Origin of the sequence: Streptomyces sp. DH41 (assembly GCF_029813785.1) — a bacterium.
Taxonomy (GTDB): domain Bacteria; phylum Actinomycetota; class Actinomycetes; order Streptomycetales; family Streptomycetaceae; genus Streptomyces.
The window spans coordinates 182,026-196,123 of record NZ_JARVKY010000003.1 but is presented as its reverse complement, the minus strand read 5'-3'; the positions used below and the strand labels follow the sequence as shown (position 1 = coordinate 196,123).

Annotated in this window: 15 protein-coding genes and 1 tRNA gene; 1 reads left to right on the top strand and 15 read right to left on the bottom strand. The window is 73.0% G+C overall.

Features of this window, described 5'->3' with window-relative positions:
• Nucleotides 1-40: 40 nt before the first annotated feature.
• The 14 genes from QC283_RS07475 to QC283_RS07410 form a co-directional block, all read right to left on the bottom strand.
• The gene (locus QC283_RS07475) at nucleotides 41-370 is read right to left on the bottom strand and encodes a trypco2 family protein (protein WP_279560576.1); all 330 of its coding nucleotides are present in this window, start codon (nucleotides 368-370) and stop codon (nucleotides 41-43) included.
• A 212-nt stretch (nucleotides 371-582) separates the two neighbouring features.
• Nucleotides 583-656, bottom strand: a tRNA-Pro gene (locus tag QC283_RS07470).
• A gap of 104 nt (nucleotides 657-760) precedes the next feature.
• Complete coding sequence (locus tag QC283_RS07465) at nucleotides 761-2,134, bottom strand: MFS transporter (protein WP_443032566.1); 1,374 nt, start codon at nucleotides 2,132-2,134, stop codon at nucleotides 761-763.
• A gap of 207 nt (nucleotides 2,135-2,341) precedes the next feature.
• The gene (locus QC283_RS07460; protein WP_279560575.1) at nucleotides 2,342-2,701 is read right to left on the bottom strand and encodes an MmcQ/YjbR family DNA-binding protein; all 360 of its coding nucleotides are present in this window, start codon (nucleotides 2,699-2,701) and stop codon (nucleotides 2,342-2,344) included.
• Nucleotides 2,702-2,731: 30 nt separating this feature from the next.
• Complete coding sequence (locus tag QC283_RS07455; RefSeq protein WP_279560574.1) at nucleotides 2,732-3,265, bottom strand: GNAT family N-acetyltransferase; 534 nt, start codon at nucleotides 3,263-3,265, stop codon at nucleotides 2,732-2,734.
• Nucleotides 3,262-3,840, bottom strand: a complete 579-nt coding sequence (locus tag QC283_RS07450; RefSeq protein WP_279560573.1) for a helix-turn-helix domain-containing protein — start codon at nucleotides 3,838-3,840, stop codon at nucleotides 3,262-3,264. The genes QC283_RS07455 and QC283_RS07450 overlap by 4 nt, the downstream gene beginning before the upstream one ends.
• A gap of 46 nt (nucleotides 3,841-3,886) precedes the next feature.
• Nucleotides 3,887-4,789, bottom strand: a complete 903-nt coding sequence (locus QC283_RS07445) for a LysR family transcriptional regulator (RefSeq protein ID WP_279560572.1) — start codon at nucleotides 4,787-4,789, stop codon at nucleotides 3,887-3,889.
• Nucleotides 4,790-4,836: 47 nt separating this feature from the next.
• Nucleotides 4,837-6,030, bottom strand: coding sequence for a glycine C-acetyltransferase (locus QC283_RS07440; protein ID WP_279560571.1), 1,194 nt, complete (start codon nucleotides 6,028-6,030; stop codon nucleotides 4,837-4,839).
• 29 nt (nucleotides 6,031-6,059) lie between these two features.
• A complete protein-coding gene (tdh, locus tag QC283_RS07435; protein ID WP_279560570.1) occupies nucleotides 6,060-7,088 on the bottom strand; it encodes an L-threonine 3-dehydrogenase in 1,029 nt (342 codons plus the stop codon).
• Between the two features lie 190 nt (nucleotides 7,089-7,278).
• Complete coding sequence (locus QC283_RS07430) at nucleotides 7,279-7,854, bottom strand: GAF domain-containing protein (RefSeq protein WP_279560569.1); 576 nt, start codon at nucleotides 7,852-7,854, stop codon at nucleotides 7,279-7,281.
• An 82-nt stretch (nucleotides 7,855-7,936) separates the two neighbouring features.
• On the bottom strand, nucleotides 7,937-8,584 hold the full coding sequence (locus tag QC283_RS07425) for a GTP-binding protein (RefSeq protein WP_279560568.1): 648 nt from the start codon (nucleotides 8,582-8,584) through the stop codon (nucleotides 7,937-7,939).
• The gene (locus QC283_RS07420) at nucleotides 8,562-8,936 is read right to left on the bottom strand and encodes a DUF742 domain-containing protein (protein ID WP_279560567.1); all 375 of its coding nucleotides are present in this window, start codon (nucleotides 8,934-8,936) and stop codon (nucleotides 8,562-8,564) included. Before QC283_RS07420 ends, QC283_RS07425 begins: the two co-directional genes overlap by 23 nt.
• Nucleotides 8,937-8,938: 2 nt before the next feature.
• Nucleotides 8,939-9,373, bottom strand: coding sequence for a roadblock/LC7 domain-containing protein (locus tag QC283_RS07415; RefSeq protein WP_279560566.1), 435 nt, complete (start codon nucleotides 9,371-9,373; stop codon nucleotides 8,939-8,941).
• A 95-nt stretch (nucleotides 9,374-9,468) separates the two neighbouring features.
• Nucleotides 9,469-11,442 carry a sensor histidine kinase gene (locus QC283_RS07410; RefSeq protein WP_279560565.1) on the bottom strand — a complete coding sequence of 658 codons (1,974 nt, stop codon included), beginning with the start codon at nucleotides 11,440-11,442 and terminating at the stop codon, nucleotides 9,469-9,471.
• A 496-nt stretch (nucleotides 11,443-11,938) separates the two neighbouring features.
• Here QC283_RS07410 and QC283_RS07405 point away from each other — a divergent pair, with 496 nt between their 5' ends.
• Entirely contained in the window at nucleotides 11,939-13,444 is a 1,506-nt protein-coding gene (locus tag QC283_RS07405) for an aldehyde dehydrogenase family protein (RefSeq protein WP_279560564.1), read from the top strand.
• Nucleotides 13,445-13,488: 44 nt separating this feature from the next.
• Here the strand turns inward: QC283_RS07405 and QC283_RS07400 are convergent, their stop codons facing one another.
• The gene (locus QC283_RS07400) at nucleotides 13,489-14,085 is read right to left on the bottom strand and encodes a TetR/AcrR family transcriptional regulator (RefSeq protein WP_279560563.1); all 597 of its coding nucleotides are present in this window, start codon (nucleotides 14,083-14,085) and stop codon (nucleotides 13,489-13,491) included.
• Between the last annotated feature and the right edge of the window lie 13 nt (nucleotides 14,086-14,098).

The following is a 14,098-nucleotide window of genomic DNA, read 5'->3' as shown; positions in this document are numbered from 1 at the left end:
GCCCCCGAATCCCCCGTGTCCGTCCGTCCGGGCAGTGCTGTCAGTTCCGGACGCGCCCGGACACGTCCCCCGGCCCTTCGGGCCGGTCGCGGTCGCCATGGATCAAGAGGTCCTCACCGTCCGCCCGGCGCGGGGTGAGCGTCACCGAGATCCGATGCGTGCGAGTCCGCCCGGCACTGGCCTCCCCGTCGGCGGTGACCACCCATGCCTTGAAGCCGCCCTTGGCCTTGGCGTCGTGCCGCAGCTCAACCGCGAACTCCATCTCGATCGCCCCCACCTGGAACGCGACATCAGCCCCGGCCCCGCGTGCGGAAGCCGTCATGAGTTCATCGCGCAAGGCCGCGACCGCGTCCGCCAGTTCGATCTTCACGGACTCCACCGGTGACCACCCTCCCCCCACCGCGCCACAGTGCGCGTATGTTCATCGCACAGTACAGATGGCCGACACGGCGTGGTGGTGGATTCGTCGAGTACCGCCCGCATCGCACCTGCGCCGCCACGGCCTCGGGCACACGGGACAAAATGATCAAGGGCCGGTTTCGGATTTCTCCGAAACCGGCCCTCATCTGCGACTTCGTAAAGTCGGGACGACAGGATTTGAACCTGCGACCCCTTGACCCCCAGTCAAGTGCGCTACCAAGCTGCGCCACGTCCCGTTGCCCGCCTGACCTGGGGTTTCCCCTGGTCGAACGCGCAGGAAAACCATACCGCACTCGGGCCCGTGGTCGCGCACCGCTTTCCGGGGGGCGCGGTGCGCCGGTCAGCGCTTCTGCGCGCGGGACCGGTCGGGCCGGCCCACGGTGCGGTCGGGCCGGCCCACGGTGCGGTCGGGCCGGCCCACGGTGCGGTCGGGGCCGGCCGCTGCCGCGTCGACCCGCACCAGTCCGCGTACCGCGGGTATCAGGAGCAGGGCGGCGCAGACGGCGCAGCTCGTCGCGCCGGCGACGAGCAGCACGTGGTCGGCGCCGACGGCCGAGGCGGCCGGGCCGGCGAGGGCCTGGCCGACCGGCATCATCGCGAGCGAGCCCGCCACGTCGTAGGCGTGGATGCGGTTGAGGACGTCCGGCGGGACCTGGGTCTGCACGCTGGTCGCCCACATCACGCCCCAGAAGGACAGCCCGGCCCCGGCGACGGCGGCGCCGGTCGCCATGGCCGGCAGGCCGAGCCCGGCTCCGACGCTCGCGGGGAAGGCGGCGAAGCCGACGAGGGCGATCGCACCCGCGCGCAGCATCCGGCGAGGGCGCAGCCGCAGCGCGAGGAGCCCGCCGACGACGGTGCCGGCGCCCAGGGCGGAGTTGACCAGGCCGTAGGCGCGCGGGCCGTGCTCCCGCACCACCTCGGTGGCGACCAGCGGGACGGTCGGGCCCCAGACCGCGATCATGTAGACGCACCAGACGGCGATCACGCCCCACAGCCACTGACGGGACCGGAACTCCCGCCACCCCTCGACCAGGTCGGCGCGGAAGGCCTTCGTGCCACGGCCGGCCACCGCCCGGCTCCCCGGCGCGAGCGGGGGCAGCCGGAGCAGCAGCAGGCACAGGGCGCTGGCCGCGTACGTGGTGGCGTGGGCGGCGAAGACTCCGCCGGGTGAGGCGAAGCCGACCAGGAGCCCGGCCGCGGCGGGGCCCGCGAGCTGGGCGGCGGACTCGGCGACGCGTATCGCGCCGTTGGCGCCCTGGATGTCGGAGGCGAGCCGGGGCACGGTGCTGGCGACGCCGGGCTGGAAGACGGCGCCCGCGATGCCGTTGACGAACCCGATCGCGCAGATCTGCCACAGCACGACGTGGCCGGAGAAGAAGAGCGCGGCGGCCAGCGCCTGGGTGCCGAGGCGCACCAGGTCGGCGCCGATCATCAGCTTGCGGGTGCTGAAGCGGTCGGCGAGGACGCCGCCGAAGATCACCAGACCGGCGAACGCGGCTGCCGTGGCGGCCATGGCGAGACCGACCGCGCCCACCCCGTACCCGTGCTGGAGCAGACCGGCGGCGAGTGCGACGGGCAGCATGGTGTCGCCCAGCCGGGCTATGGCCCGCGCGGCGAAGAACAGCGCGAAGTCCCGTGACCAGACGGCTCGTGCCGCCCGTGCGCCCGCCACTCCCTCGCCCTCCCCCGTGGGCTGCGACGACATCCCGGTCATCCCGCGCTCCCCTCCCCTGCCGCTCCCGCCGACCACGGCCGTGCGAACCCCGGCCCGACGGAGCCGTGCGTCCGCTGCCCGTGCTCGCGTGTCCGCTGCCCGTGCTCGCGTGTCGTGGTTCTTGGCAGCCGGAGCCCCCCTCCGGCCCCGGCTGCCACGCACGACTCCGGATCATGCCACGGGGCACTGACAACGCTCGAAGGATTTTCAGCCCCCGGCCGGCAGCCCCAGCCGGGGGTGGGCCTCCAGCAGCCGGGGCGGTGCCGCCTGACGCCAGGAGTCGGCGAGGATGTCACGCAGCTCGTCCTCGCCGTCGAGGGCATCGAGGCGGGCCCGCACCCACGCGAACTGGGCCTCGTGGCCGGCGATCCAGAACTTCTCCGGCTCGGCCAGCGCCAGTTCGTCGCGCTCCTCCTTGGGGCAGCGCACCGCGATGGAGGTCTCGTCCTCGGGCAGCGTGGCGAACATCTTTCCCGCGACCCTGAACGTGGGCATGTTCCAGGCGGTCTTCTCCGTCGTGTCCGGCAGGGACAGGGCGATACGGCGTACGTCTTCTGCGTCCGGCATGTCAGGCACCGTAACCGCCGCCACTGACAATCACCCGGCTACGGTCGGGGCGCCGACCTGCTTGAAGTAGAGCGTCGTCGGCCGCAGTTCCCCGCCCGGGTCCGCCGCGTAGTCGGGGATCGTCCCGGCCCGGGCCCAGCCGGCGGAGCGGTAGAGGTGTTCGGCGGGGCTGCCGGTCTCGGTGTCCAGGTGGAGCAGGGTGATGCCGGCCGCCACGGCCGCCTCCTCGGCGGTGGTCAGGAGCACGCGGCCCAGGCCGCGGCCGCGGGCCGTGCGGGACACCATGAGTTTGACCAGTTCGGCGCGGTGGCGGCTGTTGGGCTTGTCCGGCAGGGCGAGGCTCACGGTCCCGGTCACCCGCTCCCCCTCGCACGCCACCCACACGGCGAGCCGCCCGGCCGCCACGGCGGCGGCCCGCCCCCGCCACCAGGCGACGGCCTCCGCTCGGCCGAGCGGCGCGAGGAAGCCGACCGACGCGCCGCCCTCGACGGTGTCGGTCAGCAGGTCGGCCAACTCCTCCAGCAGTGCCGTCAGCCGGCACTCGTCGACGCGGCTCACGATCACGGCAGCACCACCGCCAGCGCGTAACGCGCGTCCTCGGGCCCGGCGCAGCGAAACCTCGTGGGCCCCCACACCCGCATCCGCAGGCAGTCCCCGGTGCCGAGACGGTGCGCGACGTCCTGTGCCGTCACCTCCAGGGCCCCTTCCAGGACCCAGATGTGCTGCTCCAGGCCGGGTACGGGAGGCCGGTCGTAGGCGATGTCGGCGCCGGCGGTGAGCCGTCCCTCGACGAGTTCGCCGCGCAGTCCGGCGTGCGGCGGGGACACCGAGCGGCGTACGAACCCGGCGGACCGGTCCTCCCACAACCGCTGCTCGGCGGCGCGTACCAGCAGCGCCGGTTCCGCCTCGACCTCGCTGAGCAGCCGGGACATGGTCCTCCCGTAGACCGCGCACAGGCGGTTCAGGAGGGAGGCGGTGGGGCTGGTCTCCGCCCGCTCGGCGCGGGACAGCGTGGAGCGGCTCACCCCGGTGCGTTCCGCCAGCTCCCCCAGCGACCAGCCGTGTTCCGCCCGCAGTTCGGTCAGCCGGGCGGCGAGCCGGGCGTCCACGGGATCGGGAGCGTCATCCGTGTCTCTCATATCCGGGACGCTATCCCGGATATGAGACAGCCGGGTTACGGAAGTCTCACGCCCGGGCCGCGTCGGCGAGCGCGTCCAGCACCGGGCGGATCAGCGGGTGCTCCTCGGTGCCCCGGCGTACGGCCGCGAAGACGCGGCGGGTGGGCGCGACCCCGTCGACCGGACGGACGACCACGCCCGTGAGGTCCGTGCCGAGCAGCGCCGAACGCGGGACGAGCGCCACGCCGGTGTCCGCCGCGGCGAGGGACACCACCGCGCGGAAGTCGTCCGAGGAATGTTCCAGGCGGGGCTGGAAGCCGGCGTGCTCGCAGGCCAGGACCACCACGTCGTGGCACGGGTTGCCCGGGTAGGGGCCGATCCACGGGTCCTTGGCCAGCTCCGCGAGGGGCACCTCGTCGGCGTCGGCGAGGCGGTGGGAGACCGGGACGACCGCGTCGAAGGGCTCGGCGTACAGCGGGACGTGGGTCAGACGCGGGTCGTCGGCGGGCGGCGCCCCCCGGTACTCGACGGCGACGGCCACGTCGACCTGCCGGTCCAGCACCATCGGCAGGCTGGCGTCGCCCTCGGCGTCCTGGACGCGGATGCGGATGCCGGGCGCCGACTCGGCGAGGCGGGCCAGCGCGGGCGCGACGACCAGGGCGATACCGGTCGCGAAGGAGGCGACCGTGACGGTGCCGGCCGCGCCCGAGCTGTACGCGGCGAGTTCCGCCTCCGCGCGCTCCAGCTGGGCGAGGACGACATTGGTGTGGCTGAGCAGGATCTCGCCGGCCGGGGTCAGCCGTACGCCCTTCGCGCCACGCTCGACCAGGCGGTGGCCGGTCTCCTGCTCCAGGGCGGCCAGCTGCTGGGAGACCGCCGACGGAGTGAGGTACAGCGCGGCGGCAGCCGCCGTCACGGTGCGGTGGTCCGCCACCGCTCGGAGGATGTGCAGCCGCCGCGCTTCGATCACGGCATCGATTCTCTCACCCGCCGCCGTGGCCGCAGGTCAGGCCCGTGTCAGGCGTCCAGCTCCGCGCGCGCCGCCACGAACGCGTCCACTGCGCGGTTCACGTCCTCGGTCGAGTGTGCGGCGGACAACTGGACGCGGATGCGGGCCTGGCCCTGCGGCACGACCGGGTAGGAGAAGCCGATCACGTACACCCCGCGCTCCAGCAGCAGCTCGGCCAGACGGCCCGCCCTCGACGCGTCGCCGATCATCACCGGCGCGATGGCGTGGTCGCCGGGGAGGATGTCGAAGCCCTCCTCGGTCATCCGGCGGCGGAACAGGGCGGTGTTCTCGGCGAGCCTCACACGCAGGTCGTCGGCCGACTCCAGCAGGTCGAGGACCTTGAGGGAGGCGGCGGCGATCACCGGGGCGAGGGTGTTGGAGAAAAGGTACGGCCTCGAGCGCTGGCGCAGCAGGGTGACGATCTCGGCGCGGGCGGCGACGTAGCCGCCGGAGGCGCCGCCCAGCGCCTTGCCGAGGGTGCCGGTGATGATGTCGACGCGGTCCATGACACCGTGCAGCTCGGGGGTGCCGCGTCCGCCGGGGCCGACGAAGCCGACGGCGTGCGAGTCGTCGACCATGACCATGGCGTCGTAGCGGTCGGCGAGGTCGCAGATCTCGGCGAGCGGGGCCACGTAGCCGTCCATGGAGAAGACGCCGTCGGTGACGATCAGCTTGCGGCGGGCGTCGCCGGCGGCCTTGAGCTGTGCCTCCAGGTCTGCCAGGTCGCGGTTGGCGTAGCGGAAGCGCCGGGCCTTGCTGAGCCGGATGCCGTCGATGATCGAGGCGTGGTTGAGGGCGTCGGAGATCACCGCGTCCTCGGGGCCGAGGAGGGTCTCGAAGACGCCGCCGTTGGCGTCGAAGCAGGAGGAGTAGAGGATCGTGTCCTCCTGGCCGAGGAACGCGGAGAGCCGGGCCTCCAGTTCCTTGTGGACCTCCTGGGTGCCGCAGATGAAGCGGACGGAGGCCATGCCGTAGCCCCAGCGGTCCAGCGCCTCGTGGGCGGCGGCGACGACCTCGGGGTGGTCGGCGAGGCCGAGGTAGTTGTTGGCGCAGAAGTTGAGGACCTCGCCGGGGCGGCCGCCGGCGGTGACGCTCACGGTCGCGGACTGCGGGGTGCCGATCACGCGCTCGGGCTTGTGCAGGCCGGCGGCGCGGATCTCGTCGAGGGTGGCGCGCAGGTCGTCGCGCACGGAGTCGAACATGTCAGAAGCTCCTGGAAGAGACGGATGACTTACGCGGTCCAGTCGAGGATGACCTTGCCGCCCTTGCCGCTCGCGGCGTCGGCGAAGGCGGCTTCGAAGTCGTGGTGGGAGTAGCGGCCGGTGATCACGGGGGCGAGGTCGAGGCCGCCTTCCAGCAGCACCGACATGGCGTACCAGGTCTCGAACATCTCGCGGCCGTAGATGCCCTTCACCGTGATCATCGAGGTGACGATCCGGGCCCAGTCGACCGGGAACTCCTCGGCGGGCAGGCCGAGCATCGCGATCCGGCCGCCGTGCGTCATGTTGGCGATCATGTCGCGCATGGCCTCGGGGCGGCCGGACATCTCCAGCCCGATGTCGAAGCCCTCGCGCAGGCCCAGCTCGCGCTGCCCGTCGGCGATGGTCGACTTCGACACGTTGAGGGCGAGGCTCACGCCGACCTTGAGCGCCAGGTCCAGACGCTCCTCGCTCACGTCGGTGATCACGACGTTGCGCGCACCGGCGTGCCGGGCCACGGCGGCGGCCATCAGGCCGATCGGTCCGGCGCCGGTGATGAGGACGTCCTCGCCGACCAGCGGGAAGGACAGAGCGGTGTGCACGGCGTTGCCGAACGGGTCGAAGATCGCGGCGACGTCGAGGTCGACGGGGACGCGGTGCACCCAGACGTTGGCGGCGGGCAGGGCGACGTACTCGGCGAACGCGCCGTCCCGGCCGACGCCGAGGCCGACCGTGGCGCGGCACAGGTGGCGCCGTCCGGCCTGGCAGTTGCGGCACTTGCCGCAGACCAGGTGTCCTTCACCGCTGACCCGGTCGCCGGCCTTGATGTCGGTGACGTCCCGCCCGGTGTCGACGACCTCGCCGACGAACTCGTGCCCGACGACGAGCGGGGTGCGGATGGCCTGCTGGGCCCAGCCGTCCCAGGCGCGGATGTGCAGGTCGGTGCCGCAGATGCCGGTGCGCAGCACCTTGATGAGGACGTCACCGGGTCCGATGACGGGCTCGGGGACGTCCGCGAGCCACAGCCCGGGCTCCGCCTTCTCCTTGACCAGCGCCTTCAACGCTACGGCTCCTGACGGTGAGGGGTCCCGGCACCGGGCATGCCGAAGCAGCCCGCTTCCGGGAAGGGGAGGGGAATCGCACTGCAATCTGCCGTACGACACCGTCCCCGGTCCATCGAGCCTTTCTTAAGCCCGGCCGCAGCTTTCCTTCACGCCGCTCGGAAAGCCGCCGCGGAGGCCGGCCCGCGGCTCACAGGGGCAGGCCGTCCTCCGCGCTGCGTTCGATGCGCCGTACGAGGTCGGCGGCGGCCGACTTGATCGTCGTCAGGCCCGCCGTCCCCCAGGTCCGGGGCCGTACGTCGGCCGCGGACACCGTGCCCAGGACCGTCCCCGTACTGTCGATGAGCGGGGCGCCGAGGTAGGAGCGGATGCCGAACTCGTCGACGACGGGGTTGCCGGCGAAGCGCGGATAGTCGCGCACGTCCTCCAGGACCAGCGCCTTGCGCCGGACCACCACGTGCGGGCAGAAGCCGTGGTCCCGGGGCTGGACGCGGCCGAACTCCGGGCAGGTGCCGTCCCCGCGCGTCACCGGCGGGATCTCGGGCACCCACAGGCCCGCGAAGAACTGCCCGCCCTCGACCAGAAAGTTGACCATCGCGTACGACGACTCGGCGAGCCGGGCGAGATGGCCCGCGAAGGCGTCGAGGGCCGGGTCCGGGCGTTGCGCCAGACCGAGCCGGCGCAGCCGTCGCACCCGGGCGGGGGCCTCCCGGTCCTCGGGGGTGAGCAGCAGACGTCCGACCGGGCGCGGCGGGTCGTAGCTCATGGGCGGGCTCCGTCGCTGTGGGCGTACGTCATGTGCGGCTCCGTGGCGGTGTGGGCGGGGATCACCTGGGCATGCCCTGGCATCACCGGTGGGCGCCGTACCCCGTCGTGGGGGCCGGTGTGTGGGCGATGAGGTGGCGTACGAGGGTGAGCAGGGTCTGTACGCCGGAACTGGAGATACGGGCGTCGCAGCGCACGATGGGGACCTCGGGATGGAGGTCCATGGCGGCACGCACCTCCTCGGGGTCGTAGCGGTACGAGCCGTCGAACTCGTTGATCGCGACGACGAAGCCGAGTCCGCGCTCCTCGAAGAAGTCGACGGCGGCGAAGGACTCCTCGAGGCGGCGGGTGTCGGCGATGATCACGGCGCCGAGCGCGCCCTCGCACAGCTCGTCCCACATGAACCAGAACCGTTCCTGGCCGGGCGTTCCGAACAGATAGAGCACATGCTGCGGGTCGAGGGTGAGGCGGCCGAAGTCCATGGCCACGGTTGTCTCGAGTTTGTTCTCGATTCCGTCGAGGTTGTCGGTCGCCGCGCTGACGGTGGTGAGCAGTTCCTCCGTGCTCAGCGGTGCGATCTCGCTGACCGCGCCGACGAAGGTCGTCTTGCCCACTCCGAACCCGCCCGCCACGAGGATCTTGAGCGCGGTGGGGAAGGGGTCGGTGGTGGTGTCGTGGCCGGGTCCCGGGACGGGGCCGTGGCCGTAGTCAGAGCTGTCGTCGTAGTCCATCGAGCACTGCCTCCAGAAGGGCCCGGTCCGTGGGGTCGTGGTGGAACGAGGCGGGGGGTTTGGTGGTCAGCGCGCCGCAGTCCACGAGGTCCGACAGCAGCACCTTGGTGACTGCCACCGGGAGCCTCAGACGTCCGGCGAGCTCGGCGACCGGGAGGGGCGCCCGGCACAGGTCGAGTGCCTGCGCGTGCTCGGGACCGAGGTAGCCGAGGGGGGTCGCCCCCGTGGCCATCACCTGGGACATCAGGTCGAGCGCGACGGTGGGCCGGGTACGGCCGTTGCTCACGGTGAAAGGGCGCACCAGCCGTCCGGCCGCGTCGTCGAGCCAGGGCCCGTCGCCGGCCGCGGCCACCCTCAAGGCCTCATCGCCGGGGGTTCGACGGCGTGCTGCCGGGGCGCGGTGACCAGGTAGGGGCGGACGCTCTTGACCAGCATCGCCATCTCGTAGCCGAGCACGGCCGCGTCGGCCTCGCGGCCGGCCAGCACGGCGAGGCAGGTGCCGGATCCGGCGGTGGTGACGAACAGCAGGGTCGAGTCGAGCTCGACGACGACCTGCCGTACGTCGCCGCCGTCGCCGAAACGGACACCGGCGCTGCGGCCGAGCGAGTAGAGGCCGGAGGCCAGGGCCGCCATGTGGTCGGCGCTGTCGGCGTCGAGGCCGTGGACGGACTTCACCAGTCCGTCGCAGGACAGGAGCACCGCGCTGGACGTGTGCGGCACGCGCTGCACGAGGCCGCTCATCAGCCAGTCGAGGTCGGATACATGGCCGGTCGGCGCGTCGCTCGCCATGGTGGATCGACTCCTTGGGGTACGAAGATCTGCGGGAGCGCTGGTCGTGGTGGTGGGGGTGGAGAAGGCGAGGGTGGGAGTGGTCGCGGGGGTGGTCATCCGGACGGATCCCTGGGGGGCGGTTCCATGTGCGGTTCCCCCATACGGGCCGGCGCCATGTGGGCCGGCTCGGTGTCGACCGGCGCTGTGTTGGCCGGTGCTGTGTTGGCCTGGCTGACATGGGTCGGTTCCACATGGGTCGGCTCCACATGGGTTGACTCCCTGTGCTGCTGGGCCTCCGCGAGGCCGATGCCGCGTTGGAAGGCCGCCATCAGCCCTGGGTCGTGGCCGGCGTACTGCTCGGGCTCCTGGCGCGGCGCGGGGCCGCCGCGCAGCTGGGGGACGATGTGCTCCTGGGCGCGGCGGCGGGGCAGTTGGGGCTTGCCCATGGTGCCGCGCACCGCGCTGTGGCGCGGGACGGGCGGGGCGGTCGCGTGCTCGGCGAGAACGCCCCGGTCCTCGGGCCGCACGCCGGGCACGGCGGCGGCCGGGGTGGGCCGGTCCCGGTGGGTGCCGCGCACGGGCAGCGGCGCGGGTACGCCGCTGTCGGCCCTGCGGACCACGACCGGCGCGGGCGCCGCGGAGGCGGGAGGCACGGAGGCGGGAGTCACGGAGGCGGGACTTACGGAGGCGGGAGGCACGGAGGCGGGACTTACGGAGGCAGGAGCCGGCGCGGGAGTCGGCACCACGGGAACCTGCGCGGCGGGGGCCGTCGGCACCGCCGTGGCCGTGGGCCTCGGCTGCTGTCCGGACGGCGGTACGGGCACCGGCTCGGTCGCGGTGACCTCCGCCGCCCCCGTCACGCCTTCGGGGAGTGCACCCGGCTCCGCACCCAACAGGGCCTGCGGGACGACCAGTACGGCCTGGACACCGCCGTAGATGTTGGTCTGCAGGCGGACGGTGATGCCGTGTCGCTTGGCGAGCTGGGAGACGACGTACAGCCCGATGCGGCCGTCCGCCAGCAGACGGGCGACGTTGACCTGGTCGGGGTCGGCGAGCAGGGCGTTCATCCGGCTCTGCTCGCCGACGGGCATGCCGAGTCCGCGGTCCTCGACCTCTACGGCGAGGCCCGCGGTGACGAGGTTGGCGCGCATCAGCACCTGGGTCTGCGGGGCGGAGAACAAGGTGGCGTTCTCGACGAGTTCGGCCAGCAGGTGGATGACGTCCGCTACGGCGTGGCCGCGCAGGGTGCCGTCGATCGGCGGTACCAGGCGGACCCGCGAGTACTGCTCGACCTCGGCGATGGCCGAGCGGAGCACCTCGGTCATGTCGACGGGGTTGCTCCACTGGCGGCGGGAGACGGCGCCGCCGAGCACCGCGAGGTTCTCCGCGTGGCGGCGGATGCGGGTGGCGAGGTGGTCGACGTGGAAGAGGCCCTTGAGGAGGTCGGGGTCCTCGATCTCGTTCTCCAGCTCGTCCAGGATGGAGATCTCCCGGTGCACCAGCGACTGCAGGCGCCGGGCGAGGTTGACGAAGACCTCCAGTTTCTGTTCGCTGCCCGCCTGGCTGGAGAGCTGGGCGGCCCGGACGACGGCGGTGACGGCACCGTCGTGGGCGCGGGACAGGTCGGCGGCGAGCAGTTCGAAGTCGTCGGCGTCGTCCGGCGGTCCGCCGCGCGGCTTGCGCGGAGCCGGGTTCTCGCCGCGGCGCAAGGCCTCGACCACGGCACGCAGATCGCCCTCTCCACGCGCGGTGCTGCGCCGCAGTGCGCCGACGCGGTCGTGCACGGAGCGCGCGGCGCGGTCGGCGGCGACGGCGGCGATGACGACCGCCGCGACGGTGACGGAGACCGCGCCGGCGAGTACGGCCCACAGGACGAGGCCGGGCCGCGCGCCGGTGGAGCGGACGGTGAACAGGACGACCGCGCAGGCGCTGAGGGCGACCGCGACGGGCGGCAGCACGGCGAGACGCAGGAGTTGGGGCCGTATGTGGGTCTCGGGCAGCGCGGGGGCGGTCCGGGAGGCCGGCCGGCCGTGCCGCCCGCCCTCGCGGCGGTCTGCTCGCGCGGCCGGGGCGCGGAGGTGAGACATCGGGGTCCTCGTACTGGTCCGTTGGTCCGTCGGGCCCGGATCGGGCCCTGGTGCTCGCGCGTGGTGGCGGATGCCACGCGGACGCGTGACGCCACGCGGGCACGCGTCATCGCGGTGTCGGCCGAACGGCCCGGCGTTTCTGAACCGGTCCCGCGTCGCCCAACGGACACTGACAGTAGTCGTCTACGCATCCTGCGCGATGGGCAGTTGCCAAAGTCCCTCGGACAACGTCCCGCTCTGGTATGAGCCTTCGTACGACAGCCCGATAACACGGTGAAGCTTCCGCTCCAGAAGCAGCAAGGCCCGGTCGGACCCGATCAGAATCGGTCACCGTGTGTGACGGCGGTCGTGGCGTACCCCCGGGCGGACGCGAAGAGCCGCCGCGGCGCACGACCCCTTCCCTCGCGGCCGGAGCGCGACCGGAGCGCGACCGGAGTCTTGACGCACCCATGAAACAAGTAAATAGTTTTTGTATCTTCGACTCGCAGGGGACCCGATGACCGACACCGCCCCGGACGCCGCACCGCGTACCGCGACGTTCACCACCCGTTCCCCGGCGACCGGCGAGCCACTCGCCGAGCACCCGGTGGACGGTCCCGAGCAGATCGCCCGTGCCGTGGCCCGTAGCCGGACGGTCCAGGCTCAGTGGGCCGCGTTGCCCGCGGGCCGGCGCCGTGACCATCTGCTGCGCTGGAAGCGGGCCCTCGCCGCCGATCTGCACACCGTCGCCCGGACCATCTCCGAGGAGACCGGCAAGCCGGCCGGAGACGCCGCGCTGGAGGTCGTCCTCACGCTGGTGCACCTGGCCTGGGCCGCGCGCAACGCCGACCGCGTGCTGCGCCGACGGCGGGTGCGCACCGGGCTGTTCACCGTCCACCAGCGGGCCTCGCTGGTGCACCGGCCGCTGGGTGTGGTGGGCGTGATCGGCCCGTGGAACTACCCCTGCTACACCCCGATGGGGTCCGTCGGATACGCCCTGGCGGCCGGGAACGCCGTGATCCTCAAGCCGTCCGAGCTGACCCCGGGCACCGGCGTCCTGCTCGCCGAGCTGTTCGACGCGGCCGTGCCCGCACACGCGGGGCTGCTCACCACCGTCACCGGCGCCGCGGCCACCGGGGACGCGCTGGCCCGCTCCGGGGTCGACAAGCTGGCGTTCACCGGATCGCCCGGGACGGCGCGCAAGGTGATGGCGGTGTGCGCCGAGACGCTGACGCCGTTCCTCGCCGAGTGCGGTGGGAAGGACGCCGTGATCGTCACCGCGGACGCGGACCTGGACGCCGCCGCCGACGCGATCGTATGGGGCGCGCTGAGCAACGCCGGACAGACCTGTGCGGGTGTGGAACGCGTCTACGCCGTGCGCGAGGTCCACGCGGCGCTGTGCGAACGGGTGGTGAGGCGCGCCGGTGAGCTGCGCCCGGGCGCCGGGAGCGACGCGGCCTACGGTCCGATGACCCTGCCGGGCCAGATCGGGACCGTCGAGCGGCATGTGGCCGCGGCGGTGTCGTCGGGCGCGCGGGCCCTGCTGGGCGGGCCGGAGTCCGTCCGGGCGCCGTACGTCGCGCCCGTCGTCCTCACCGATGTCCCGGAGGACTCGGCGGCCATGACGGAGGAGACGTTCGGGCCGGTGGTCGCGATCAACGCGGTGGCCGACGTGGACGAGGCGGTGGCCCGCGCCAACGACTCCCGGTACGCCCTGGGGGCCGCGGTCTTCTGCCGGAACCGGCGTGCCGGGGCCGCGATCGCGGCGCGGCTGCGCGCGGGGGCGGTGTCGGTGAACTCGGTGCTGGGCTTCGCGGCCGTGCCGGCACTGCCGTTCGGCGGTTCGCAGGACTCCGGCTTCGGGCGGATACACGGCGAGGAGGGACTGCGGGCCTTCACCTCCGTACAGTCGACGACCGTGCAGCGGTTCACCCCGCCGATCGCGCTGACCTCCTTCGAGGTACCGGCCGCCGCCCGGGAACGCGCGGTACGGCTGGCCCGGACACTGCACCTGAGGCACTGAACCGCCGTGCGGGCCCGCCGGCCGGTCAGGCGTCCACCGGCCGGTCAGGCGTTCAGCAGGGGGGCCAGGTAGCGGCGGGCGAAGGCCCGGGCCTGGTCCTCGTCCTCCATCTCGATGCAGCTGGCCGGGTTGAGCAGGAAGGAGACGGCCACCCGCACCATGAGCTCGGCGACCGGCCGCGGATCCTCGTCGCGGCGGCCCTCGTCCTGCTGCGCACGGCGCAGATGACCCGTCAGGTACTCGACGGTGGCGGAGAGCGAGGAGCCTCCGTGCACGGTCAGGTAGGGCAGCACCACCTCGGGTTCCAGGCGCAGCAGGCCGCCGAAGAGCGGATGTGCGCGGGTGTGGCGCAACGCGACCACGAACCCCTCGACGACCCGTTCCTCCATGGTCGGCAGCGACGCCACCGCCGAGTCCAGCCGCTGGAAGAACCGGCTGTTCTCCCGCAGCAGGGTCTGCTCGACCAGCTTGTCCTTGTTCTGGAAGCGCCGGTAGACGGTGACCCGGGAGACACCGGCCCGTTTGGCGACGTCGTCCACGGAGGAACGGCGCAGGCCGAAGACGGTGAACTGCTCCAGCGCGGCGTCGAGGATGCGCCGCGCCGTCGGGTCGTCCGTCTCGGTCTTCAGGACCGTGCTCACGAATCCGGTACCC